General features: G+C 39.1%; 17 protein-coding genes and 1 pseudogene. 10 read left to right on the plus strand and 8 right to left on the minus strand.

Annotation, left to right across the window (positions count from 1 at the left end):
* Positions 1–17 precede the first annotated feature (17 nt).
* The gene (locus tag FJR08_RS23285) at positions 18–3,227 is read left to right on the plus strand and encodes a DUF4114 domain-containing protein (protein ID WP_168633833.1); all 3,210 of its coding nucleotides are present in this window, start codon (positions 18–20) and stop codon (positions 3,225–3,227) included.
* A gap of 349 nt (positions 3,228–3,576) precedes the next feature.
* Here FJR08_RS23285 and FJR08_RS16005 read toward each other — a convergent pair whose 3' ends face one another.
* The 5 genes from FJR08_RS16005 to btpA form a co-directional block, all read right to left on the minus strand.
* A complete protein-coding gene (locus FJR08_RS16005) occupies positions 3,577–4,149 on the minus strand; it encodes a Uma2 family endonuclease (protein WP_168633834.1) in 573 nt (190 codons plus the stop codon).
* 358 nt (positions 4,150–4,507) lie between these two features.
* Positions 4,508–7,126, minus strand: coding sequence for an ATP-dependent chaperone ClpB (gene clpB, locus FJR08_RS16010; protein ID WP_168633835.1), 2,619 nt, complete (start codon positions 7,124–7,126; stop codon positions 4,508–4,510).
* Between the two features lie 446 nt (positions 7,127–7,572).
* Positions 7,573–7,803 carry a zinc ribbon domain-containing protein gene (locus FJR08_RS16015; RefSeq protein WP_323294453.1) on the minus strand — a complete coding sequence of 77 codons (231 nt, stop codon included), beginning with the start codon at positions 7,801–7,803 and terminating at the stop codon, positions 7,573–7,575.
* A 77-nt stretch (positions 7,804–7,880) separates the two neighbouring features.
* Positions 7,881–8,870 (minus strand): vitamin K epoxide reductase family protein, encoded by a 990-nt coding sequence (locus tag FJR08_RS16020; protein ID WP_168633899.1) that lies wholly within the window; start codon positions 8,868–8,870, stop codon positions 7,881–7,883.
* A 209-nt stretch (positions 8,871–9,079) separates the two neighbouring features.
* Positions 9,080–9,892, minus strand: coding sequence for a photosystem I biogenesis protein BtpA (gene btpA / locus FJR08_RS16025; RefSeq protein ID WP_015081161.1), 813 nt, complete (start codon positions 9,890–9,892; stop codon positions 9,080–9,082).
* Between the two features lie 1,105 nt (positions 9,893–10,997).
* Between btpA and rimO the strand changes: the two genes are divergently transcribed.
* From rimO to FJR08_RS16045, 5 genes and pseudogenes are all read left to right on the plus strand, one after another.
* The gene (gene rimO, locus FJR08_RS16030; protein ID WP_168633836.1) at positions 10,998–12,353 is read left to right on the plus strand and encodes a 30S ribosomal protein S12 methylthiotransferase RimO; all 1,356 of its coding nucleotides are present in this window, start codon (positions 10,998–11,000) and stop codon (positions 12,351–12,353) included.
* Positions 12,354–12,418: 65 nt separating this feature from the next.
* A complete protein-coding gene (locus FJR08_RS16035; RefSeq protein ID WP_168633837.1) occupies positions 12,419–13,984 on the plus strand; it encodes a DEAD/DEAH box helicase in 1,566 nt (521 codons plus the stop codon).
* A 171-nt stretch (positions 13,985–14,155) separates the two neighbouring features.
* The gene (locus FJR08_RS23690) at positions 14,156–14,296 is read left to right on the plus strand and encodes a hypothetical protein (RefSeq protein WP_254435776.1); all 141 of its coding nucleotides are present in this window, start codon (positions 14,156–14,158) and stop codon (positions 14,294–14,296) included.
* 58 nt (positions 14,297–14,354) lie between these two features.
* Positions 14,355–15,440 (plus strand): HlyD family secretion protein, encoded by a 1,086-nt coding sequence (locus FJR08_RS16040; RefSeq protein WP_254435777.1) that lies wholly within the window; start codon positions 14,355–14,357, stop codon positions 15,438–15,440.
* Positions 15,441–15,531: 91 nt separating this feature from the next.
* Positions 15,532–16,709, plus strand: a pseudogene (locus FJR08_RS16045) (ATP-binding cassette domain-containing protein).
* 38 nt (positions 16,710–16,747) lie between these two features.
* On the opposite strand, the gene FJR08_RS16050 reads toward FJR08_RS16045, so the two are convergent.
* From FJR08_RS16050 to folB, 3 genes are all read right to left on the minus strand, one after another.
* Positions 16,748–19,546: a ParA family protein gene (locus FJR08_RS16050; RefSeq protein WP_168633838.1), complete on the minus strand. Its 2,799-nt coding sequence runs from the start codon at positions 19,544–19,546 to the stop codon at positions 16,748–16,750.
* Positions 19,543–20,043 carry a hypothetical protein gene (locus FJR08_RS16055; RefSeq protein ID WP_015081156.1) on the minus strand — a complete coding sequence of 167 codons (501 nt, stop codon included), beginning with the start codon at positions 20,041–20,043 and terminating at the stop codon, positions 19,543–19,545. Before FJR08_RS16055 ends, FJR08_RS16050 begins: the two co-directional genes overlap by 4 nt.
* A gap of 153 nt (positions 20,044–20,196) precedes the next feature.
* Entirely contained in the window at positions 20,197–20,562 is a 366-nt protein-coding gene (gene folB / locus FJR08_RS16060; RefSeq protein ID WP_015081155.1) for a dihydroneopterin aldolase, read from the minus strand.
* A gap of 12 nt (positions 20,563–20,574) precedes the next feature.
* Between folB and menD the strand changes: the two genes are divergently transcribed.
* The 4 genes from menD to FJR08_RS16080 all read left to right on the plus strand — a co-directional run bounded on the left by menD (position 20,575) and on the right by FJR08_RS16080 (position 26,412).
* Positions 20,575–22,284, plus strand: a complete 1,710-nt coding sequence (menD, locus tag FJR08_RS16065) for a 2-succinyl-5-enolpyruvyl-6-hydroxy-3-cyclohexene-1-carboxylic-acid synthase (protein WP_168633839.1) — start codon at positions 20,575–20,577, stop codon at positions 22,282–22,284.
* Positions 22,285–22,459: 175 nt separating this feature from the next.
* Positions 22,460–24,040: a phosphoglycerate dehydrogenase gene (serA, locus tag FJR08_RS16070; RefSeq protein ID WP_168633840.1), complete on the plus strand. Its 1,581-nt coding sequence runs from the start codon at positions 22,460–22,462 to the stop codon at positions 24,038–24,040.
* Positions 24,041–24,327: 287 nt separating this feature from the next.
* Entirely contained in the window at positions 24,328–25,248 is a 921-nt protein-coding gene (gene prmA, locus FJR08_RS16075) for a 50S ribosomal protein L11 methyltransferase (RefSeq protein ID WP_168633841.1), read from the plus strand.
* 108 nt (positions 25,249–25,356) lie between these two features.
* A complete protein-coding gene (locus FJR08_RS16080; protein WP_168633842.1) occupies positions 25,357–26,412 on the plus strand; it encodes an agmatinase family protein in 1,056 nt (351 codons plus the stop codon).
* The last annotated feature ends 54 nt before the right edge of the window (positions 26,413–26,466 follow it).

Raw genomic sequence — 26,466 nt, forward strand, 5'->3', positions numbered from 1 at the left:
AATAATGGAGGGTCATCATGGCAAATTTAACACCAGCAGAAATTACCAATTGGTATTTGTATGGAATTAAATCAACTCCTAGTAATCTTGTTGATGATAAACTGATTCGTCCTGCAACACTACCTGTGCCAACTTCAGTTAAAGTAGACAAAAATGATTTTATGAAAAGTGTTGGCAGGTTTGCAGTAGGAGCGCAGTTTGAGCTTGTAAAAAAATTTTTCGATCCGGGTTTTTTCGATCCGACAATCCCTACTGGAACTTATACTAAGCAACAGTTAGCAGCTAAATTTGGGATAAGTAACTTTGGATGGGAGATGAGGCATATTGATTATCAAGATGATGTTGATGATTATGCAGAGCGAGTTTATATATGGAACTCCCAATCATTTCAGATTTCTGATAATGCAGTATTTATTGTTGAACCAGATGGTAAGAAGCGAATAGAGAAATTTTCAATTGAACCACGTATAGTTGATTATCAAGAAAATTTTGATTTTGTAGGAGGAGGGATAATTGCAGCCATAGGTAATCCTTATCTTCAAGAGCGTGTTGATCCGTCAAATATTGGTCGAACAGTAAATATTAATTTTACGGGTTCTCTCACTGGGGTTTTATATGATAAAACTGCATTCGACAATGATCTGGCAAAAATGTCATCTTGGGGGAGTTTAAATATTTTTAAGCTGAAACCAGATATGGATACATTGTTAGCGAATTTATTTACAGGAGGTGTTACCAAATTTCTTGACGGGAATAAACCCATCATGTATGGACAACCAGGAAATGATTTACTGATTAGCCCTGCCTATCTACAATATTATCCAACCCTAATTTCATATAAAGATAATGGTGTAGTTATTCTTGGTGGAACGGGATCAGATAATATCTTCGGAGCTCAATACAATGATAAGCTACTTGGTGGAAAGGGTGAAGATTGGCTAAGAGGCAATGATGGTAATGATTCCCTTAGTGGTGGAGCAGGGAACGATACTATTGATGGAGGAGATGGAAAAGACGAATCCAGGTATCAAGGTGCTAGGTCTGATTATGATATCGAGTTTCTGTCCGACAAATCTGTCAAAATTACTGACAAATTGAGCGATAGAGACGGCTCTGACACCCTTACAAACATTGAAACCGCAGTCTTTTCCGATAAATCAGTTGACCTCAGACCAGGGCAAGATATCGCCTTTGTCATTGATACGACTGGCAGTATGTTTGATGATATTGATGCGGTTAAAGCCAGTGCAGGCGACATTATCAACTCCATCTTTGATAGCTTTCTTAACTCTCGGATCGCCGTAGTTGGTTATAACGATCCCACTACCAATACCTTCCTTTCCTTCACAGATTACCCGAAAATCGAAGATCGCAAAACCGCAGCCCTCCAAGCCATTAACAGCATCTCAGTTGGTGGTGGTGGTGACTTTCCCGAAGTTGTTAATGCTGGACTCATTCGCGCATTATCTGGCGGTGCAGGTGAATGGCGAAAAGAAGCAAATGCAAGACGGATCATCCTATTTGGTGATGCACCAGCTAAAGATACCGACCTTTTTGATCAAGTCGTTCAACTAGCTGCAAATCTTGATGTATCAGTTTCTGCAAGGTCTTTGCTTGCCAGTGATGTCCAAACCACTAACCCCACAGACGGACTCTCTGTTACCAGTTTCTCTGTATTATCTGCCGATGCTACAGGCTCTCCAATCATCGTTCCAGTCGAAATTTTCAGTGTTCTTATTGGGAATGATCCATCAGCAGCGGCCGATTTTACAAAACTTGCCAATGCAACCGGTGGCAAAAACTTTCAGGCGGCGGATGCTTCACAAGTGGTTTCTGTCTTAATTGATGCTCTCAAACAATCTGCTCAAGCCCCCATTGCCATTGCAGACACCACTAACACCACCTCGTCAACTTCTGTTGAAATTAACGTATTAAGCAACGACAGTGATCCTAATGATGACTCTCTAACGATTACTAAAATCAACAATAGCGATATCTCCTTGGGCGATAAGGTGACTTTATCATCAGGAGCTATTGTTAGCCTCACTGACGCAGGAACTCTTGCTTATGATCCTAATGGACAGTTTGATTTGTTAGCACCCGAAGCAACAGATTTTGATACTTTTGAATATACTGTTGGTGACGGTAATGGGAATTTCGACACCGCAACAGTAACCGTTGACATCACTGGATCTTTACAACGTACCCTTAGCCTCGGCAAAATTGCTGATGACATCTTTACAATTTCTGGTAACACACCAAAACTTCAAGTCAACCTCGCAGGACGTAATTCTAATCTAGTCAATGAACTGGGTGTATTTACAGTTGACGATGCCCAAGGGAAAATAAATGGCATTGCTCCAGGGGAAACAGGTTATACCCAAGCAGTTTTGAACAAATCAAAAGTGATTTTCTCAACTATTGCTAATGTCCCCAATGGATTTGATATCAACAACCTCACAAGCCTAATAGAATTTGAATCTGGCAATAACCTGAGATTCTTATTAGTTAAAAATGGTACAATTGATAGCGTCCAAAATGGAATTACCCCCACTTCAGATATACTTTTCTGTGACATCTCCCGCCAAAAAATTACCGACTTAGGTACTGATGGTTTCTCCTTAGCTTGGAAAGATGGATCTAATAATAATACTGACTTCAAAGATTTGGTAGTTAATATTAAATCCACCGACGACTCATTACCTTTGGGTACAAATCTACAAGGAAAGCAACAAGGAGAAGTTCTTGATTTAAGAGGTATAACCCAAGATGTAAAGGCTGATTTTACTGTTAATAGAGAAGCAGCTTTTAACAACTTCGTCGGCTTTTATAAAGTAGCAGATGAAAATGGTGGTATTGATGTTGATGGTAATGGTACTGTTGATTTTCGTCCTGGTGACTCAGGTTATGCTCAAGCGGCCATCAAAAATCGTGTTACGGGAATTGACCTCAGAGTTAATAACCAAGGAACTGGGACTTTTACAGATAAAACATTGACAGGAGGAAGTATTTTTGCGCCGTTTATCCTTACTGATGGTCGGACAGTAGATCAAGTTCTAAATGGACAAGTTGACCAAGCTTACTTTGCCTATTTAGGAGCTAATAGTGATAAGGTAGATCACATTCGTTTGTTAGGAAATAACGTCTTTGGTTTTGAAGATTTAGCAGGTGGGGGAGATAAGGATTACAATGATATTATTGTCAAAGTAAACTTGAGTGTCGTTTAGCGGGTAGGGGTAAAGCAAGAGCTTAATGGTGTCAACTTAACGTAAAACCCATATCCCGACTGGGAATTCATTCCCAGTCTAATAGCAAAAGTCATCTAAAGATGACTAAATAACCCAAAAATTTTTGAGTAAACTTTAGTTTACTTTGGCTATTAGCCCGGAAATTCATTTCTGGGCGGGTGTGGAAGCAAACAGATAAGCCATTTTTAACTTAAGTTGACACCTATTAGCACTGCTAAACCCCTACGCTTGTACTACAGGTTGGGATATTTTCTTCATTAGAAGTTTCTGTCTGAATTGTGGTCTATTTAATCTATCTGCTATTTTTTTCTCTAACTAAATTAAACAATTAAATATTGATAATATCTTCATATATTTCTGCCATTTCTAGAATCAAACCAACGGAATCTAAATGTAATTTATCATCACGATTAATCAAAATTTGTATAGTCCAATTTCCTTTTTCATCTTGACGATAAACTTCTACCTTGATTTCATTTTGAGAAATTAAAACATATTCTTTTAAACTTGCTAAACTGCGGTAATTAACAAGTTTTTCCCGTCTATCTATAGTTTCTGTACTTGGTGACAGCACTTCGATAATTAAACAAGGATAATTTAAAAAATAACGGTCTTGATCTTCAGTGTCGCAACTAACGATCGCATCAGGATAGTAAAATATAGTTTTATTATCATTGGCTAAATTTATTTTCACTTTCATGTCTGACATGAAAACATTACAGGAACTACCCCGTAACCCAGAACGTAAAAGCGAGTAAACATTTCCAGATATTATATTATGTTCTTTACTACCTCCAGCCATAGCAAAGACTTCACCAGCAAAATATTCATGACGAATATCGCTAGATTGTTCTAATTCTAGATATTCTTCGACAGTGAAAAAGTAAAGAGGAGATTGCATAATTTTTCCTTTTTTAATAATTCTCAAATTATTGTCAAGTCTTTACCAATTTAGCTAAAGTGCGTTAAAATCCACTCTGGTTAAGAGGATGTTTGAAAAGTTTTGAATGTATAGACTGACCCCTCTCCAAACCTCTCCCCTGCAAGGGGAGAGGCTTTAAAACTCCCATTCCCTTGCAGGGAAGGGGGGTAGGGGGGTTAGGTTTTTGGAGATTACGGGTTTGATATAATACTTTTCAAACAACCTCTAACTCAAAATCAAAAATCATCCTATTTATTTTATGCCAAAGTAGTCGGTTTTAACCGACTTTAGCTTTTAGACAGGGAATTTATTCCCTGACTTGAAGGGACTCTCAAATCTAACCTGTAAATACCTCTGCGGGTAGGCGATTAAAGGCAAGACGCTCATTTTGGACATCTACAAAAATGGTGTCACCGTCGCTAAAATCACCGCGTAAAATGGCTTTGGCTATTTGGGTTTCTAATTCTCTTTGAATTGCTCGTTTTAATGGTCTTGCCCCAAAAACGGGATCATACCCTACTTCTGCTAAAAAGTCAAGAGCAGAACTGGATAATTTCAAAGATATTTTCCGGTCAATTAATCTTTGTTTTAATCTATCTACTTGTAACTGAACAATATTCCGCAATTCCGATTTTTGTAAACTGTGGAAAATAATCAATTCATCCAGACGGTTTAAGAACTCTGGACGGAAACTACTTCGCATTGCTTCCATCACACGATTACGCATTTCATCGTAACGAGTATCATCTCCAGATATATCTAGGATATATTGAGAACCGATGTTACTGGTCATGATGATAATACTATTTTTAAAGTCTACTGTGCGACCTTGGGCATCTGTCACCCTACCATCATCAAGGATTTGCAGGAAAATATTAAATACGTCGGGGTGGGCTTTTTCGATTTCGTCAAATAAAATCACCGCGTAGGGACGACGACGAATGGCTTCGGTTAATTGTCCTCCTTCTTCATAACCGACATAGCCAGGAGGCGCACCGATTAAACGGGAAACATTATGTTTGTCCATATATTCGGACATATCAATCCGCACCAAAGCTTCCTCTGTATCAAACATATAAGCAGCTAGGGCTTTCGCTAGTTCGGTTTTACCGACACCAGTTGGACCGAGAAAGACAAAACTCGCAATGGGACGGTTTGGGTCAGAAAGTCCAGCGCGAGAACGTTGAATGGCATCTGCGACAGCGGTAACGGCTTCATGTTGACCGACAACCCGGTGATGTAATTCATCTTCTAAATGCAGGAGTTTTTCTTTTTCTGATTCGACTAATTTATTCAGGGGAATGCCTGTCCATTTAGAAATAATTTCGGCAATATCGGCTTCTGTAACTTCTTCGCGTAATAGTGATTTTCCGGTTTTTTGAGTTTGGGAAAGTTCAGTTTCTACGGCTTGTAATTGCCGATGTAAGTCTGTTAATTTGCCATATTTTAATTCCGCAGCCCGGTTAAGATCGTAGTCTCTTTCGGTTTGTTGAATTTCTAAATTAACTCGGTCAATTTCTTCTTTAATTGATTGAATTTTGGTGATAATCCCTTTTTCGGATTGCCATTGTGTGCTAAGGGTTCTTTGATCTTCTTTGAGGTCAGCGAGTTCTTTTTCTAATCTTTCTAAACGTTCACGGGAAGCAGGATCACTTTCTTTTTGTAAAGAGAGTTTTTCCATTTCTAATTGCAGGATTTTCCGATCTATTTCGTCCAGTTCTTCGGGTTTGGAGGTAATCTCCATCTTGAGTCTAGCAGCGGCTTCATCTACTAAATCAATGGCTTTGTCGGGCAGAAAGCGATCGCTAATATAACGATTAGAGAGAGTGGCCGCAGCGACGAGGGAACTATCAGAAATTCTCACCCCGTGATGGACTTCATAACGTTCTTTCAAACCGCGTAAAATGGAAATTGTATCTTGAACGTTGGGCTGATCTACATAAACTTGTTGAAAGCGTCTTTCTAAAGCTGCATCTTTTTCCAAATATTTACGGTATTCATCCAAAGTTGTCGCCCCAATACAGCGTAATTCACCTCGTGCTAACATGGGTTTTAATAAATTTCCGGCATCCATAGCTCCTTGACTTGCACCTGCACCGACAACAGTATGAATTTCATCAATAAACAATACAATATTCCCACCAGATTCGGTGACTTCTTTTAATACGGCTTTGAGACGTTCTTCAAATTCACCTCGGAATTTTGCTCCCGCAATTAAAGCCCCCATATCTAAACTGATGAGTTTACGATCTTTGAGAGATTGGGGAACATCACCCGCTACAATGCGCTGTGCCAAACCTTCCGCAATTGCCGTTTTCCCCACGCCAGGTTCACCAATTAAAACCGGGTTATTTTTGGTTCGGCGGGAGAGAATTTGCACCGTGCGGCGAATTTCATCATCACGACCGATTACGGGGTCTAATTGACCTTTGCGAGCGGCTTCTGTGAGGTCACGTCCATACTTCTCCAGTGATTGATATTTGCCTTCTGGATTTTGGTCAGTCACTTTTTGTTTCCCCCGAATTTCTTTAATGATATTTTTGAGTTTGTTTTCATCTAAACCAAATTCTTGCAGTAAACTTTTGCCAAACCGATCATCTTTGGCGTAACCTAACAATAAATGTTCAATAGAAATAAATTCGTCTTTAAATTCTTGACGATATTTTTCTGCCCGATCTAATAATGTATCTAAGCTGCGTCCTAAATAAACAGAAGCACTAGTCCCCGATACTTTGGGTTGACGTTGGATAAATTGCTCGGTGCGATCTCGAACTTTTTGCAAATTTGTACCAGCTTTAGTGAAAATCGCGCTGGCCAGTCCTTCCTGTTCCAGCAACCCTTTCATCAGATGTTCACTTTCTAGCTGCTGTTGCTGATACTGTTTAGCGACATCGGGTGTATGAGCGATCGCTTCCCAGGCTTTTTCTGTAAATTGATCAGGGTTGGTCGGCTGCATAAGCTTTTAGAATAACAAACTACTGTCTAATACGATGATTGTAAAAATATCTGGGCTAATAGCTAGATCGGTCTTCACGTCTTTAAAATGTAGTATTATTGCCCAATCTCAGATAACTGTTGCTGTATTCCCTCACATCTTAGTGGAATATTATGAACTACCCGCACTAATCTGACGGTACAGTGTGGGCTTCCTGTCCAACAGAAAGGGCATTAGTAGATTTCTTTCGTCCTCTATTACTGTAACTTACATCTGGGCGACAGGCTTGAATTTAAAATTAATGTCAAACATGAATAAGTAGCCAAAACCGTATATTTACTTAAATACAATAATTAATATCTAATCTAAATTTTACGTAAATACTTAGTAGGGGTTTAGCATTGTGCTAAACCCCTACACTCGATGTTTAATTATTGATTTTTTGGATGTAGTCTGATCTGATACTTTTAACCGAGACATTCTCCGACATCGTGAACATCCAGTATAACATTACCAACTGAGTTGATAAAGGTGGTATCCCACATTGCCTGGAGGAAAATCCCCACGGCTCCATTAAAATCTCGCGGTATTTCATAACCGCAATTAGGGCAAACAAAGTTCTTAGAACTACCAAGTTTTCTATGAACGTGACCACATTTAGTACAGGTCTTTGATGTATATTCTTCAGTTATTCTCACTAAGAAAGGAACCGTAACGGTTACACAAATGCTCAAGAGTTTGAGAGAACTGATAGAATGCCCAAGTCATCATTGCTCTAGCGGAAATATTTAAAGTTTTTCGGACCTGTATAACCAGTGATCTTTCCTAATTCCTCTAGAGTCTGCACTCCGCTATAGATTTTACCATTAATAACCCAACTTGGGAAACCTTGGATTTTTGCAGCTTTACATAATTCTGGTTTACCTTTGGGACTATCACCAGCACATTCTACTGTAGAACTTTCACTCATGATTGTATAAGCTTCTTTGCCAAAAAGTAGCTTCTGTTCGTGACAGTGTGGACACCAATAAGCTACATATTCCTTAGCACCAACTTTAACAAGATGTTGAGCTAAAGCAATCTCCGCTTCACCAGATTTAGTGGTAATTTCCCAGCCAAATTGAGGATTTGGTTGTTCTTTAGGAGTAAAGGTAATTGCTGTGGGTTTACCATCAGTTGATTCAGTAATATTACCTGATGGGCTGACTTGAGAATAAACGCCTAAAGTCCCAATTAGCGTTACCATTGCCACAATCAAAGCCGTAAATAAAAGTTGTCCAATATCTTCCCAATCCTTACCTATAACAGTTAGCACTAACATAGTTAATGCAAATAAGGCAGAGGCAATACAGTAAGGACAAATAGCTTTGAGTTGAAATGCTAGGACATACATTAAGTATCCACTAAAAACTGACATAGCGATCGCTCCCACAAACAGCAACCACCAAGTCAAATTTTCCAGTTGTTTCTGACTTTTGTGATTTTCCCCTGTGTTCAAGGCTAAGGGAGCTAAAGCGAATATCAACATCCCAATGTATGCCAACAAACCAAACAAAGGTAATGGTTGACCTAAAAACGTAGCCCAAGGACTAGAAAGGACATCCACACAACCCTTAACATTTTCTGCTGTAGTACAAACCGGAGTGCTGCCGGTCAGCTTTTCAAAAGTGAGATAACCTGTATTCAGGATACCAAATCCAGCGATGGTTGCGATCGCCGGACGTGACCATTTATGAATCCAAGGAGTAGAACGACGACGAATCATAATATTGGTGATTGGGGACTGGGAACTGGGAACTGGGGAAGAGAGTCTAAAGATCCTCATAATCATCTAAATCACTGAAATCAAAAGAATCATAGTTTAGACAATTTCTAATCACTGAAATCAAAAGAATCATAGTTTAGACAATTTCTAATCAAGCAAATCAAAAGAATCATAGTTTAGACAATTTCTAATCAAGCAAATCAAAAGAATCATAGTTTAGACAATAGAGGTCTGCGGGCAGCTTCGACAAATTGACTGACGCGAATCGGATCTATCGGTTGCTGAATTTGACCATAACGTTTCAGAGAACTAGAAACAATCACCCCGTCTGCTGCTTGTAGTAGCGTCCCCACATTTTCCCAACTTGCACCACTACCAATAAAAACAGGAGTCCCAGCGGCAGCATTACTAGCCAGTTCCAAATCCTCTTGGTCAGGAGGACTACCCGTAGCCCAACCAGATAAAATTACCGCATCAGCCAAACCTCGTTCAATAGTATCCTTAACAGCAACAGTGAGATGAGGAGAACTTAAAGGACGAGCGTGTTTTACCAAAACATCAGCAAAAATTTTCACATCAGATCCTAATTCTCGCCGATATCGCAGTAATTGATGAGCTTCCCCCTCAATTAATCCTTGGTCAGTTGCCATCACACCCGTGAGAACATTAATTCTGACAAACTGGGCATTAACGCAACTAGCAATAGCGATCGCACTTCTGCCATCATTACGTAACACATTTAACCCTATAGGCACAGTTACTAGATTTTGGATGCGTTGAACAACCACAGTCATCGCACTGACAACGGCTGGATCAACTTGATTTTTGGTAAAAGGGGCATCGAAAAAATTCTCAACGATTATCCCATTTACCCCTCCACTAGCAAGGGCTGTGGCTTCTTGTTCGGCACGGTCAATCACTGCTTTGAGACTACCTCCCCAACGGGCTGAAGTCGGAAGAGGTAGCAGATGTACTACGCCAATAATTGGTGTTCGGGTTTTAAATAACTGATGTAAATCCACGGCTTTAATTTATTTTTGACATACTCACCGACCTGAAGGTGCGGTGATTCTTGACACTTCGCCAGAACAGGCCACAAGTGGTCTTATCGTCCCTCCATGTCCGTTTAAAGTCTCCCAATGCCCTATGGCGACTATGACCAAATTTTAACATAAAGCCGTCCCGGAAGGACGGGGCTTGTGTCCCGTCTTTTCGGTCAAACAGTCTGGAGTCGTTGCCTATCCCCATTCTCCAGACGAGGGGGTAACAAAATGGCATCAATAAATAGACAGCGAGAATCAAACAAAAAAATGTAGATTCCCTGGGCATTGCCGCCGGATGTCTTCTTGTACTAAGATAAATTGCTTTGGGGAACACCGAAACAGATCAGAAATAGTAATTTCACCAATTATCTATTTCCTTGTCTAAACTAGATATAGCAGGTGGCAGTAAAAATTTCACGAATTTGGAGCGTAGATCCTCACCAGTTTTCTTATGGTCAGGTTGTTGCCTCCTCCTCAAGATGGAAATTAAATTTCCACCTTCCATAAGATATGTTAAGATAGAATATGATAACAAGAGGAGTTTGCCACTCACAAGATGTAAGGCAGCTTCCCGGCATTTAATTCCAAATGTCCGAGTAGCATTACTGCTTGATAGGCGTAGTCGCCAGTGCGATTTCCCCAGTTGGGTAGCGGCTTCTCACAACAGACCTCTTGGTCGGCTTCCCAACGGGTAAATTAACAACGCCCACGCTACGGTAATGCAAAATACCATTAAGCGAATTGTTAAAAATATTATGAGTGTCAAACTTACCCAAAGACACTTAAGATTACCCTGGGAAACAAATTAGTAGAAGTATCATGGACTAGCCTCTATCAACATGATAGATGAAGGCTGTAGTTTGGCTTTTACTAGTTAAAGTTGCTAGTTATATAGGTTAAATCTAGTAATTAGTGGCGGGTAGTTGGGTGGAAATTATAGCAAAATTCACCGAGTGAGTTATTAGGTAGAGCTTTAGCACTGCTAAACCCGTATTGATTTGTTTACTTGTGATCTGCTGTATTTATTCCCGACCCAATGCTTAAATGTTAATTAACAAGGAAAAACGGAAGACTTATTGAAAATATGGGTGAAAAGCCAACGATTGCCATTTCTCACCTGGGCTGCGAGAAAAATCGAATTGATACAGAACATATGCTAGGGCTGCTAGTAAATGCAGGCTATGGTGTAGATAGTAACGAAGAATTAGCAGATTACGTAATTGTCAATACCTGTAGTTTTATCGAAGCGGCTCGACAAGAATCAGTAAAAACCCTAGTAGAACTAGCGGAAGCCAAGAAAAAAATCGTGATTACTGGCTGCATGGCGCAACACTTTCAAGAACAATTATTGGAAGAATTGCCAGAAGCAGTAGCGGTAGTAGGGACAGGTGATTATCACAAAATTGTGGATGTGATCGAGCGAGCAGAGCGGGGAGAGCGAGTTAAAGAAATTACTGCTGAACCCACTTATATAGCCGACGAAACCACACCCCGTTATCGGACAACCACCGAAGGAGTAGCTTACCTGCGAGTGGCAGAAGGCTGTGATTATCGGTGTGCATTTTGCATTATTCCCCATTTACGAGGAAATCAGCGATCGCGTACCATTGAATCAATAGTTGCCGAAGCCCAACAACTGGCAAGTCAAGGTGTCAAAGAAATAATTCTCATTTCCCAAATCACCACCAATTACGGCTTAGATATTTACGGCAAACCCAAATTAGCCGAATTGCTGCGGGCATTAGGCAAAGTAGATATACCTTGGATTAGGATGCACTACGCCTATCCCACCGGATTAACAGCGGATGTGATTGCGGCTATTCAAGAAACTGCCAACGTTTTGCCATATTTGGACTTGCCACTGCAACATTCCCATCCAGAAATTCTCCGGGCTATGAATCGTCCCTGGCAAGGACAGATCAATGATGGGATTATGGAACGGCTGAAAATTGCCCTACCATCAGCAGTGTTCAGAACCACATTTATAGTTGGTTTTCCTGGAGAAACTCAAGAGCATTTTCAACATTTATTAGAGTTTACCCAACGACATAAATTTGATCATGTTGGTGTTTTTACTTTCTCACCAGAAGAAGGAACTCCTGCCTACAATCTACCCAATCAAATTCCAGCGGCAGTGATGACGGAACGCCGTAATCGTCTAATGGAATTACAACAGCCAATTTCTTTCCAGAAAAATCAACAGGAAGTCGGCAAGATAGTTGATGTCCTGATTGAACAGGAAAATCCCCAAGGTGGAGAATTAATCGGTCGTTCCGGCAGATTTTCTCCCGAAGTTGATGGTCAAGTCTATGTTAAAGGAGAGGCTAGGCTAGGAACCATCGTCAAAGTAGCAATTCAAAGTGCCGATGCCTATGATCTCTATGGTCAAGTTATCAATAGTGATAGATTATCTTCCCCTCTGCTATCTGCTGTTGTATAAGACTTAATTTACAAATAAGTATCGGTTTACCAGTCCCAAATTTACAATCAAATCTAGGAGCGTTAATGAATTTATCATTTCAAGAATTAGGCATTTCCCCAGAACGGGCTACATTGTTAGAAGGCATGGGTTTTACTGAACCTACAAATATTCAAACCCAAGCAATTCCTCAACTATTAAATGGTCGGGATGTAGTTGGTCAATCGCAAACAGGAACAGGTAAAACCGCGGCTTTTTCTCTACCAATTTTAGAGCGGTTAGATGAGAACCTCAAAGCTGTACAAGCAATAGTTTTAACCCCAACTCGTGAATTAGCAATTCAAGTTCATGCGGCTGTTTCCCAATTTATTGGTAACAGTTACTTGAAAGCAGCGGCTATTTATGGTGGTCAATCAATTGACCGTCAAATTATGCAACTCAGACGTGGGGCGCAAATCGTTGTCGGGACACCAGGACGGGTCATAGACTTACTAGATCGTGGTAACTTGAAGCTAGATCAAGTCAAATGGTTTGTCTTAGATGAAGCTGATGAAATGTTAAGTATGGGCTTTATTGACGATGTGGAAAGAATTCTTTCCCAAGCCCCCAATGAACGCCAAACAGCATTATTTTCCGCGACAATGCCACCATCAATTCGGATGTTGGTAAATAAATTTTTGAACTCACCGGTGACTGTCACCGTTGAACAACCCAAAGCCGCACCGAATAAAATCAATCAAGTGGCTTACATGATTCCTCGTCATTGGACAAAAGCTAAAGCTTTACAACCAATTCTGGAAATGGAAGATCCAGAAACAGCTTTAATCTTTGTTCGCACCCGCCGCACAGCCGCAGAATTAACCAGTCAATTGCAATCTGCTGGTCATAGTGTGGATGAATATCATGGTGACTTGTCTCAACAAGCGCGGGAACGCCTATTAATCCGTTTCCGTAACCGTCAAGTGCGTTGGGTTGTCGCTACTGATATTGCAGCGCGTGGGTTAGACGTTGACCAACTTTCTCATGTAATCAACTTTGATTTACCTGATAGCGTCGAAACCTATGTTCACCGCATTGGTCGGACTGGTCGGGCTGGAAAAGAAGGAACGGCAATTTCTTTAGTACAATCTTTTGAACGCCGCAAACAACAGGCATTTGAACGCCATAACCGTCAAACTTGGCAAATTCTCTCTATTCCTACCAAGGCGCAGATTGAAGCCCAACATATCCAGAAGTTAAGAGGACAAGTGGCAGAAGCTTTAGCTGGGGAACGGTTAGCTTCCTTCTTGCCGATTATCAGCGAAATGATTGAGGAATATGATGCTCATGCGATCGCTGCGGCTGCTTTACAAATCGCTTACGATCAAACCCGTCCTGCTTGGTTAATATCAGGAGTAGACCTGCCCGTAGACGAAAGCCCAACTCCCAAACCCAGAATTAACAAACGTGGTGATAGTGGAGAACGGGAACGTAGTTCTGGTGGTGGTCGCGGTGGCCGTTCCTCTTGGTCAAAAGAAGGTAGAGGTAACGATGAAAGACGTAGTAGCGGTGGCAGTGGCGGTAGTGCTAAACCAAAGTTAAAAATAGCCTACAATGAACCCTCTTCTACTCCTAGCAATCACAAGTTAGGTTTACCTACGGGTAGAGAATAGATGGGATTTGTGATGAGTGCATCACCATAACAACCTGTTAATACGCTGATTTTATAGCCACTTTCACCTACAGGTTGAAACCTGCGGGCTTGAAGGTGGCTTTAAATTTCTGTCATACTAGACGGTCTAGTATGTATCTTAAAATATAAGTTGATCATCTCAGGTGCTACTATGTCTCAAACTGCGCCAATATCTCCAGACAATTTTACTAATGTGACTATCCCACCATCTCAGCAGCAGAAGGGTAAAAAACCAATTCCTTTGTTATTGGGGTTGTTAGTTGTGGGAGGTGGTATTAGTTATGCAGTGTGACGAACTCAACCACAGAAAGCGGTAGATACACTGAAACTAAGTGGCAGAATTGAAGGTTATGAAACCGAAATTGGGATTAAGCGTTCGGGAAGAATTGAGTCAATTGCTTTCCGAGAAGGGGCTTATGGTGAACGAGGCTAGGATAACATCTGCACAATCTGATGAACAACAGGCAATTGCAGATGTGGATAGGGTGCAAAGTGAACTTGAACAAATTAATAGTCAAATTAGGGAAGCAAAACTCAATTTACAGCAGTCGGAAGGGGATACCCAAGGACGAATTCAACAGGCAAAATCTAACGTAGCCGCGGCTAAGGCTCAATTATTACAAACACAAGCCCAAGTTAAGCAAACAGAAGCAGAAGTAAAATTAGCGAGAATTAACCGCGATCGCTATGGACAGCTTATCAAAGAAGGTGCTATTAATCAACAGCAATTTGACCAATCACAAACTACATTAGATACAGCCATAGCCACCCTAGAAGCCCGTCAAGCCGCGGTAAATGCGGCACGAGAACAATTAGGTGCTATCCAAGGGGCATTAACCCAAACCCAAACCACAGGCTTCAATCCTGGTATTCGCAACGCGCAGTTAGAAGCATTAAACAGAAAAAAAGACCAGAGTTTTGCTCAACTAAAATCTGCTCAAGCTAAAGTTAGAGATGCCTTAGCATCAAAACAGCAAATCTTCACCCAGATAAAAGACTCAAAAAAAGATTTAAATGTTGTGAGTCCTTTAGATGGGGTAATAACTGCCCGCAGTGTTCAACCTGGTACGGTAGTTAGCAGTCAAACCAAAATTTTAACAATAGTTGATCCTAAAAATATATATCTGCGAGGTTTTATTCCTGAAGGTGATATTGGTAAAGTTCGATTAGGACAAACTACTAAAATCTTTCTGGATTCTGCCCCAGAAAAACCACTAAGTGGTAAAGTTATTGCTATTGATCCTCAAGCTTCTTTTACGCCAGAAAATATTTATTTCCAAAAAGATCGGGTGCGACAAGTAATAGGAGTTCGTATTCAAGTGGAAAATCCTCAAGGCTGTTTTAATCCTGAAAATCCCTATAAAGAATCAGATTTACCTTGCGCTAAAATTGGAATGCCGGCAGATGCGGAAATTAGGTTACAAGCTAAAAGTTAGGTTTTAAGAAAAACGAACCACAGAGACACAGAGGTCACAGAGAAATGAGTGTTTAAAATAATTTATGTGTAGGTCATAGGGAAAGTTAATAATGACTAATTACCAATTATCAATTACCAATCACCAATTACCAATTACCAATTCGCAAACAGAGGCTATTAAGGTTAATAATTTACATAAACATTATGGCAAGTTAGCCGCAGTTAAGGGAATTAATTTTACTGTGAATAAGGGCGAAATGTTTGGTTTAATTGGTCCTGACGGTGCGGGGAAAACTACCACTTTTCATATTTTAGGTGGTGTGATGGAAGCGACTGCTGGGGATGTTTTGGTATTTGATCAACCGGCAAGAGATGCGCGGTTAATGACGGGATATTTAACACAACAATTTTCTCTATATTTGGATTTAAGTATTGATGAAAATTTGCGTTATGCGGGAGGTTTGCGACAGGTTGATGATGATTTGTTATGGGAACGCAGAAATAAATATCTGACATTAATGAGTTTAGAACGATTTGGCTCACGGTTGGCTGGTGAATTATCAGGAGGGATGAAACAAAAGCTGGCTTTATGTTGTGCTTTGGTTTCTCAACCGGAAGTTTTACTATTAGATGAACCGACTACTGGAGTTGACCCCGTTTCCCGACGAGAATTTTGGGATGTGTTAGCAGAATTATCAGCGGAAGGGATGACAATTGTGGTAGCTACGCCCTATCTAGATGAGGCTGAACGCTGTCATCTTGTGGCGTTGATGTATAACCAGGAGGTTGGAAACAACGGGTTGCTTTTGGTGCTTCTGTTATGCACGAACCAGATATTTTATTTTTAGACGAACCAACATCTGGAGTAGACCCTTTAGCACGTCGTCAGTTTTGGAAACTAATCAATGATTTTGCGCGAAATGGTACAGCAATTTTAGTCACAACCCATTATTTAGAAGAAGCTGAACAATGTAACCGGATGAGTTTTATGGTAGCTGGAGAAATCGCGGCTGAAGGTTCACCCAGTTATATTAAAGATTCTCAACCAGGAAAACTCATAGAAATTATTGTTAATCAAAATCAAGCTGCTTCTAAACTATTAAAACAACAATTTGATGCTTGGAGAGTTTCTATTTTTGCGAATAGTTTACATATAGTTCTTGACAATCCAGAAGTAGCAATTGCCCAAGTAATGCAGCTTTTAAAATCGGCAAATTTTACAATTTTAGGTTTGGTATTTTTTAATGTCTCACGACGAATTTTAAGCAAAATGCAAATTAGTGATTAGTTTAGTTGTCAGTTGTCCGTTGTTATTTATTCGACTATTCACTGAAGATTTGCGAAAATCCCTTTCCCTAGTACCCGACGCTTCAACGCTACTATTCTAGGTCGCGCACCTTGACCTGAAAAACCTAACCCTTCGCGGAAAATTTCAGGCATATAAAACCTATCTATGTCCTCTTTAGCTGTATCTTCATAAATTACACCCATTTCTTCTAACATTCCCATGGTTTGCTGATCAATATTGAATTTTTCTACAGCAAAGGGTATTTTGCGTTCAGACTGAGGAGGTAGAGTTTCTTCTACCCATGTTTTGAAAGTTGGATATTCTTCCTTAGCTTCTTTTACTTTTTCTTCACTACATGGTTTTAAAGCGCGGCGAATAGCTTGAGGGGGTAATAGCCGACTTGTAGACCACTTTTCAAACTGTATTTCTTTAGCATTATCTACTGTGATCTTCGCCGCATAGTACAAAAAGCGGACAATATCTCTGGCCTGAAGTCTGCCCTTAAAATCTGTTAAAGCTGCAAATACCCAAGAAGCTGTGTAGGCTTCTTTGGACTTTTCTGTCCCTAGTCTTTTACCCCATAGCTTTTCTAATTCAGCTACGAGATTCTCTTGACTGAGACTGTAAATACTATCTTTACTATCTTTTTTTGCACCTATAATATTAGATTCACTACAAATCCAATAAACTAGCTTCAAAAAAGAATCTTCATTCCAAGATAAATCATAAGAACGGTAAAGATTTTCAAATTGTCTCAAATTTTGAGTAATTGTGTACCTTAGAAAATCACGACGCAAGAAAATTATTATACCAAGATGAGATTGCCTAATTTCTGACAATTTCTTTGGCAAATCATCAATCAAGGTTTTTAAGGCTTTCTGCTGTTGATCATTAGAGGCAATCTTAGGGAAAATATCTTCTAACCCATCAAACAAAAAGATAATCTTTAATCCTTTATTTTTTAAATCTTGATTTATGCTGCTAAGAGTATTAGGAGTATCTAAATTTTGGTTAATGGCTATAGCTCTGGCAATTTCATTCACCCAAAATTTTGTCCATTGTAGTTCATCCCAATTTTGCTCTGTAAGTGCCGTTTTAATCCTATCGGTATACTCTGAATGTACAAACTCAGGAACATTCACACCTAGAACTGCTCTAACCTCATTTCTGGCTTCACTAATTACAGTTTTTGCTTTATTTTTAAGGTTACTCGACTCCAGGAAAGGCAATATATAGGTTTTTGTTTGAATTGAGCTAGTTTCATTCTTATCAATAGAATTCAAAAATTTTCCCCAATATTTAAAGCGTGAAAGTTGGATATAATTAAAAGTTTTTCCCGCACCTTTCGCTCCAATTGATATTACATGAGGTAATTCATCTCGAAAATTAGTTGCTAAATTTTGTAAAGGTTCTGTTATTAGTAAATCTTCACCTTCTCCTGATTCAGCAAGTTCATACTTTTGACATAAATCTCTCAGCCTTGTAACTTGTTGTTCTTGTCGTGATTTTATGTCTCCTTTGTCTTTTGTAGTTTGTACTTCCTTTTCAGCGTTGATTAATTGTTGGCTTGCCCAATCTATAGCTTTTTCAATTACCGTAGTCTCTTTTAATTTTGAGCGGGCATCTTCCCAGTTATGGATATACAGTAATTTCTCATTAAAATCAGTTTCTTGAGTATTTAATCTAGTATCTATTAACGTAGGCTCTTGAGATTGTACATAATTAGACTCTAAGTCAGTTGTAGCATTAATATAATTTGGTAATTCCTTAAATTCTGTTTTTAGCATACTAATAATGATGGCTGGATCATAGTATATTTTTTTATTAACTTCCTCTTTTGATGGAGCAACTTTACCAATTTGTTTTAAAACTAAACTTGTACCTTTAATAGATTGATCATTAATTGTTGTCACAAGAAAACGCTGGATTCTGGGATCAAAAATTATAGGACTAGATATTTCACTTAAACCTGCTCTCAAATCTATAAAAACATAATCTACACCTAAAATTTCACCTAAATGATGAATAGCATTACCGTATTCCCATGTTCCATCTATACCTCTGACTAAATGTTCAGGTAAAATAGGCATATCTAATAATTCATTATCTTTTAGAAATGCGGGTAAAAAATAAACTTGTGAATTTCCTTCATGTTTCACTGATTTTTTTACTTCGTTAGCAAATAAAGCAAGTGCTTCTTCTCTATCAATTGGTGAATAATGATAAATTTCTAAAAAATTAATAAATGAAACTTCTGGTTGTTTTCTTTTTGACGATTCATTCCAGTATGTAAGACCAGGAGCTTCTAAATCCGCATCAATTACTAAGACTTTTATAGACTTATTTAACTCTTTAGCTCTATCTAGCAAAGCAAAAAGATGGGCTGCTAAATTTAATGTTCTGCCTACACCACCTTTAAAAGAATAAAAAGCTATTAAACTAAGTTTTTCCGTATATGGTTCTGGTAGCTTAACTATTTTTTTGATGGCGGTTTCTGTTTCTGAATCACTTTCTAGATAAGCAATTTCTTCCCAAAAAGGACGTACTTCAATATCAGTTATATAAGGTTCTTCTTCAGAGATAAATTCTACGGGTAATGTAGCATTACTAACATCAAGTTGAATCATAGACTCTTCTTGCTGATACGAATCCTCAAACCATTCTTTTAATACGTCATTGACTTTATTTATACAATTTTCATCAGAAATATTTATTTCTACAGCATCAGAAAAACACCTAATACTTACTATGTTCTCTGGTAAATTAGTCCCATAGTTAGTTTTGCGGCGAAAAATTCTTCTAATATCAAGCCAAGTCAGTAATTTAAAATCTTTCATAGTCCTTGAAGTTCTTTTTTAATCAATTCAACAATGTTTAACAATTTTTTTTCTATGTCTTCGTCTGTTATTTTTTCCCGTTTATTCTCATCCTCATCTTTTTTTAAGATAAACTTTCCTCCATAGCGCCAAATCTGGTTAATTTTACCAGGCGTTAATTGTCGTTCTTGTTTTATCTTAACATGAGAATTATCCTGAATATCTTGAATAAATAACTGTTCTGGTAGTTTCCACATTTGCAATGAATTATTACCAGGGTATAAACATTCTAACAACCCATTTATATCATGCCCCTCTTCTAATATTTCTGGACATAAATCAGTACGATTTACTTCCTTTTTCTTCATCAACACTGCTTTTAAACCACATTCAACAGCATAAAATAATAATAAGCGGTGGGCATTAGTTCGGACTCCATTATGATTATGAGAGGCAGAAGAATTTTCACGCCATGCTCTTTGCATTTCCCTGTCTGTAAAAGTTATCTTCTTCTTCATTCCCGTTAACTAAGATTTTACTCAGTTATTTTACGTCAAAATCGCGCCACCCATTAACCAATTATACCGACACTTCAACTCATCCTGCATTAATGTCAAACACTCCATAATTGATACAGTTTTAATAAACCAAATCTTTCTGCGTGATTCCTGCTACTGGAGTTTACTTCTAGTCAATTCAATACTGATTTTGCCGCTAAAATCAGGAATAGGTGCAGCGGTTTTACTGAGAATAACTTGTACTTGACTAATACCGTCGCTATCCTCTAGAATACCATCAGCTATAGCCCCAGCTAGTCTTTCCACCAATGCAAACTTTGAGGTTTTCAGCAATTTTTGCACTAAGCTAATTATCTGCCGATAATCTATAGTATCTTCAATATTATCTGTTTTGGCGGGTTTAGAAAGATCCAACCATAATTTAACATCTACCTCAAACCATTGTCCTAATGCCTGTTCTTCTGGTAAAAATCCGGTATAACCATAGCCACGAATTCCTGTTAAATGAATACAGTCCATAATCTCTAATCAATGCAACTTACTTTTAATAATCTTAATCTTCTTTGGTCTTATGTATTAACAGAAACCCTCAAACGCTTGGGTTTAAATTGCGCTGTCATCTGTCCTGGTTCTCGTTCTACAGCATTAACTGTGGCTTTTGTCCAACAAATACCGTATATTGAAGCAATTCCGATTTTAGATGAACGTTCGGCGGCTTTTTTTGCCTTGGGACAAGCAAAAGCAACGGGGAAACCTGTAGTATTAGTTTGCACTTCGGGAACTGCGGGGGCAAATTTTTATCCAGCAGTAATTGAAGCTAGAGAAAGTCGCGTCCCTTTGTTAATATTAACCACTGACAGACCAGCAGAATTACGAGATTGTCATTCAGGACAAACTATTGACCAAGTAAAATTATACGGTAATTATCCCAATTGGCAAACGGAATTAGCTACACCTTCGGTGGATATGGGAATGTTAGGTTATCTCAGACAAACGGTTATTCACGCTTGGGAACGTTGTCAATTTCCTAATTCCGGCGCAGTACATTTAAATATACCTTTTCGTGACCCTCTCGCGCCCATTCCTGATGGTACAGATTTTACCTTAGATACAGAAGATTTCTTTTCTAGTTTGATTTCCACCCCATTACCAATTACCAATTACCAATTACCAATTACCAATTACCAAAAAGGGATCATTATTGCTGGTGTCGCTCAACCACAAGCCCCGGAAGAGTATTGTAGAGCGATCGCTAACCTAAGTCAATCTCTCCAATGGCCTGTTTTAACTGAAGGACTTTCCCCTGTCAGAAATTACACAGACTTAAATCCCTATTTAATTTCTACCTATGACATCATTCTTAGAAATCAACAACTTGCCAAAGAATTATCTCCAGAAATCGTAATTCAAATTGGAGAAATGCCCACAAGTAAAGAATTACGCAATTGGTTAATTACTATTAATCCTCAACGTTTGATAATTGATAATTGTGATCAAAATTTAGATCCTTTACATGGAAAAACCACACATTTAAGAATATCAGTAACAGAAATTGGTAAATTGGAAATTGAGGAATTAGCAAAAAGTGAGTATTTACAAAAATGGTGTATAGCAGAAAAGCAAGTTAGAAAAAATATTGATGATTATTTTGAAAATGTAGATGAATTAATCGAAAGTAAAACCGCTTGGTTAATTTCCCAAAACCTAGCACCAGAAACACCCCTATTCATTGCAAATAGTATGCCAGTGCGAGATGTAGAATTTTTCTGGAAACCCAATAATTTAAGAATTAAACCTTATTTTAATCGGGGTGCAAATGGTATTGATGGTACTTTATCCACTGCTTTAGGAATAGCACATCATCAGCAAAGTAGTGTAATGCTAACAGGAGATTTATCTTTATTGCATGATACCAATGGTTTTTTAATTAGAAATAAATTTATTGGACATCTAACGATTATCTTGATTAATAACAATGGTGGGGGAATTTTTGAAATGTTACCCATTGCCCAATTTAATCCACCTTTTGAAGAATTTTTTGCCACTCCTCAAAATATTGATTTTGCTCAATTATGTGCTACTTATAATGTGCAATATCAGTTAATTAATTCTTGGGAAGAATTAAAAGATAGCTTAAAGCAATTACCAAAAATAGGAATTAGGGTTTTAGAAGTCAAAACAAATAGGAAAAGAGATGTGATGTGGAGAAAGGAGAATTTACCAAAGTTTGCTAATTGGTAAATAAGGAGAATATTTGTATTTTTTCCAACTTCTTCTTTCTTCTTTATTCTTCCTGACTCCTGACTCCTGACTCCTGACTCCTCAAAAAATAGATAATTTTTGCCCAAGTGCCACAGATAAAGATTAAACTAAAAAATCTTGTACAGCAAAACCTGTTAACCAAAATCAAGTTATTATGTCTAAGGTTCTTGTCTCAGATCCAATTGATCAAGTTGGTATTGATATTCTTTCCCAAGTTGCCACCGTTGATGTCAAAACCAGCCTCAAGCCAGATGAACTCAAAGCCATTATTGGTGAGTATGACGCGCTGATGATCCGTTCTGGAACTCGCGCTACTCAAGAAATTATAGAAGCTGGCACCAAATTAAAAATTATTGGCCGTGCCGGTGTAGGTGTGGATAACGTTGATGTTCCCGCAGCGACTCGCAAAGGGATTGTCGTCGTCAATTCCCCAGAAGGTAATACCATTGCCGCCGCAGAACACGCTTTAGCTATGATGTTATCCTTGTCTCGTCACATTCCTGATGCTAATGCTTCAGTAAAACGTGGTGAGTGGGATCGGAAATCATTTGTTGGTTCGGAAGTATACAAAAAAACCCTCGGCGTTGTCGGGTTAGGAAAAATTGGTTCTCATGTTGCCAGTGTAGCTAAAGCAATGGGCATGAAACTCCTAGCTTATGATCCATTTATCTCCAGCGAAAGAGCGGAACAATTGGGTTGTCAATTGGTGGAATTAAATGTGTTATTCCAGCAAGCCGACTATATCACCTTGCACATTCCCAAAACTAAGGAAACTGCCAACATCATCAACGCTAAAACCTTGGCGTTAATGAAACCCACCACCAGAATTATTAACTGCGCTCGTGGTGGCATTATTGATGAAGCGGCTTTAGCAGTGGCAATCAGAGATGGTGTAATTGCTGGCGCTGCGTTAGATGTATTCGATTCCGAACCATTAGGTGATTCTGAATTGCTACGCTTAGGTAAAGAAGTTATTCTTACCCCTCACCTCGGTGCTTCCACTGCTGAAGCTCAAGTCAACGTCGCCATAGACGTGGCTGAACAAATTCGGGATGTGTTATTAGGACTACCTGCCCGTTCCGCCGTGAATATTCCTGGACTAGGACCCGATATTCTGGAAGAACTCAAGCCTTACATGGAGTTAGCGGAAACCTTGGGGAATTTAGTTGGTCAACTCGTCGGCGGCAGAGTTGAGACACTTAATGTTACACTGCAAGGAGAACTGGCAACTAATAAAAGTCAACCTTTAGTTATCGCTGCCCTGAAAGGACTACTTTACCAAGCCCTACGGGAACGGGTCAATTATGTCAACGCTACCATAGAAGCCAAGGAACGGGGGATTCGAGTCATTGAAACCAGGGATGCTTCCGCAAGGGATTATGCAGGTTCATTGCATCTCCAAGCTACAGGGACTTTAGGTACACATTCTGTCACAGGTGCTTTATTAGGTGATAAGGAAATTCACTTAACAGACGTTGACGGTTTCCCCATTAACGTTCCCCCTAGTAAATACATGGTGTTTACCCGCCACCGGGATATGCCAGGTATTATTGGTAAACTCGGTTCTCTCCTCGGCAGCTTTAATGTCAATATTGCTAGTATGCAGGTAGGTCGGAAAATCGTCCGTGGTGATGCTGTTATGGCTCTCAGTATTGATGATCCTTTACCCGATGGCATTTTAGAGGAAATTAAAAAAGTAGATGGTATTCGGGACGCATATACAGTCGCACTTTAACTGTGATTTTTGGGATTTATTTGCTGCAGATGATTCAGTAATCAATACTTGTCGGTTAAGCTCAAAACAATGAAATTATGTAGGTTGGGTTGTTCGCGTAAGCGTTGCGGAGCAATGGAACGAAACCCAACATTTACAACGGTTTGTTGGGTTTGGTCTTTGTACCGCAACGGGCAAGCAAGCTACAACCCAACCTACGAAAATCCTTAACCGAACAGTATTGATTCAGTAATTTGATAATCATAGCAATCAAAGTTTGTTTTTACGAATCTAAAATCTAAAATTCTATGGTAAACACTTGGTGGGAATTGAATATTTTATCTGAACCAGATTTAGAAGATACTATATTTTGGCGGTTAGAAAAATTTGGCTGTCGTGGTACATCAGTAGAAATTAAGGGTAATATCGCCATCATTAAGGCTTATTTGCCCAGCTTTAAAACCCAATTACTAGATTTGGCTGCCTTATCACTATGGCTGCGCCAAGATGCACTATGTGTAGGACTCCCTTCACCCATGGTGCATTGGGGCTTAATTGACGAAGAGGACTGGTCTAGTAGCTGGAAACAACACTGGCAACCCGAAGAAATAGGCGATCGCTTTCTGATTAACCCCGCTTGGCTACCTTTACCCGAATCCTTGGACAGGTTGGTAATTCGCTTAGATCCTGGTGTAGCCTTTGGTACAGGCAATCATGCCACGACCCAATTATGCTTAGAATCTCTAGAAATGCGCTTTAGCGAAGTTCCTCAATCCTTTGTGGATACGGAAGAAAAAAAAGAACCGTTAATCATTGCCGATATTGGCTGTGGTTCGGGTATTCTAGCCGTTGGGGCAATCTTACTAGGTGCTGGTAAAGTCTATGCCGTTGATAATGATCCCGTAGCGGTGAGATCCACTTTTAGTAATCGCGCTCTTAATGATATCCGTCCAGACTATTTAATCCCCATTGAGGGGAGTGTAGACATGGTACGGAAAATAATTGATCAGCCAGTAGATGGTATTGTCTGTAATATTTTAGCTGATGTAATTATTGAATTACTCCCAGAAATGACCACAATTACCAAACCCAGCACTTGGGGTATATTTAGTGGAATTCTCCTAGAACAATCCCAGGGTGTTGCTGATGCTTTAAAACAAAATGGTTGGGTTGTTGCTACTCTCTGGAAAAAAAAAGAATGGTGTTGTTTAAATGCCCGTCGTTCTTAATCATATTCACAAAAAAGTTTATATAGCAGAGAATAGAGAACAGAATTATCACCAAAAAAAATCTATACTCATAAATTTGGAACTTGAATTTATCAAATCATCTCATCAATGAATAAACCACTACAAGAATACAATCCCAACAGCGTAGCCGAAAAAAATGGTAACTTCCTCGGATTACCTGATGATTACGATTCAGCCAATTTAATTATCTTCCCCATACCTTGGGAAGTCACCGTTTCATATCGTGCGGGAACTGCGAACGGACCACAGCGAATTTTAGATGCCTCACTGCAAATAGATTTATTTGATTTTGATAATCCCGACGGTTGGAAACAGGGAATATTTATGGTAGAAATTCCCCAGGAAATGATCGAAAAAAATAACTATTATCGTCAACAAGCAGCCAGAATTATTGAACGTCAAGCCCAAGGTAAATCCCTAACAGATTCACCAGATTTAACCTCTGTTCTAGAAGCAATTAACCAAGCTGGGGAACAGGTAAATCATTGGTTATTGACCCAATCACAAGCAGCAATGAATCAAGGTAAACGAGTTGCTGTCATTGGTGGTGATCACAGTTCACCATTAGGCTACTTTCAAGCCTTAGCTAATCAATATGATGACTGGGGAATTTTACATATTGATGCCCATGCAGACTTACGGAATGCCTATGAGGAATTTGAATTTTCTCATGCGTCTATTATGTTTAATGCCATGAAAATACCGCAAATTTCTAAATTAGTCCAAGTAGGTGTACGAGATATTTGTCATGATGAAGTGCAAATCATTAATCAATCAAATGATCGCATTATTGGTTATTATGATTCAGCAATTAAACAACAACTATATGCTGGTAAAAATTGGTTGGATTTATGTCGAGAAATTATCAACAATTTACCAGAAAAAGTTTATATTAGCTTCGACATTGATGGTTTAGATCCTAAACTTTGCCCCAATACAGGTACTCCTGTTCCTGGAGGACTGGAATTAGAACAAGTTTATTGTTTGTTCCGCGAACTGGTAAATAGTGGTAGAGAAATTATTGGTTTTGATGTCTGCGAAGTTGGTGATGCTGAATGGGATGGTAATGTTGGTGCGCGAATAGTTTACAAGTTAGCAAATTTATTAGATTTATCTCAGAAAGAGGGAACAGGTAATAGGTAATAGGAGTAATAATAACTTTCCTGTTACAACTGACAACTGTACGGGCGAAGCATT

Source organism: Dolichospermum sp. UHCC 0260, from assembly GCF_009711985.1.
In the GTDB taxonomy this organism is placed as follows: domain Bacteria; phylum Cyanobacteriota; class Cyanobacteriia; order Cyanobacteriales; family Nostocaceae; genus Dolichospermum; species Dolichospermum lemmermannii.

Excerpts from the sequence above, each read along its gene's own strand:
- FJR08_RS16020 (WP_168633899.1), bottom strand. The coding sequence starts at position 8,870 with ATGATTCGTCGTCGTTCTACTCCTTGGATTCATAAATGGTCACGTCCG.
- rimO (WP_168633836.1), top strand. The coding sequence starts at position 10,998 with ATGGGTGAAAAGCCAACGATTGCCATTTCTCACCTGGGCTGCGAGAAA.
- FJR08_RS23690 (WP_254435776.1), top strand. The coding sequence starts at position 14,156 with ATGTCTCAAACTGCGCCAATATCTCCAGACAATTTTACTAATGTGACT.
- FJR08_RS16035 (WP_168633837.1), top strand. The coding sequence starts at position 12,419 with ATGAATTTATCATTTCAAGAATTAGGCATTTCCCCAGAACGGGCTACA.
- serA (WP_168633840.1), top strand. The coding sequence starts at position 22,460 with ATGTCTAAGGTTCTTGTCTCAGATCCAATTGATCAAGTTGGTATTGAT.
- FJR08_RS16040 (WP_254435777.1), top strand. The coding sequence starts at position 14,355 with ATGAAACCGAAATTGGGATTAAGCGTTCGGGAAGAATTGAGTCAATTG.
- prmA (WP_168633841.1), top strand. The coding sequence starts at position 24,328 with ATGGTAAACACTTGGTGGGAATTGAATATTTTATCTGAACCAGATTTA.
- FJR08_RS16005 (WP_168633834.1), bottom strand. The coding sequence starts at position 4,149 with ATGCAATCTCCTCTTTACTTTTTCACTGTCGAAGAATATCTAGAATTA.
- folB (WP_015081155.1), bottom strand. The coding sequence starts at position 20,562 with ATGGACTGTATTCATTTAACAGGAATTCGTGGCTATGGTTATACCGGA.
- FJR08_RS16055 (WP_015081156.1), bottom strand. The coding sequence starts at position 20,043 with ATGAAGAAGAAGATAACTTTTACAGACAGGGAAATGCAAAGAGCATGG.
- clpB (WP_168633835.1), bottom strand. The coding sequence starts at position 7,126 with ATGCAGCCGACCAACCCTGATCAATTTACAGAAAAAGCCTGGGAAGCG.
- FJR08_RS16050 (WP_168633838.1), bottom strand. The coding sequence starts at position 19,546 with ATGAAAGATTTTAAATTACTGACTTGGCTTGATATTAGAAGAATTTTT.
- FJR08_RS16080 (WP_168633842.1), top strand. The coding sequence starts at position 25,357 with ATGAATAAACCACTACAAGAATACAATCCCAACAGCGTAGCCGAAAAA.
- menD (WP_168633839.1), top strand. The coding sequence starts at position 20,575 with ATGCAACTTACTTTTAATAATCTTAATCTTCTTTGGTCTTATGTATTA.
- FJR08_RS23285 (WP_168633833.1), top strand. The coding sequence starts at position 18 with ATGGCAAATTTAACACCAGCAGAAATTACCAATTGGTATTTGTATGGA.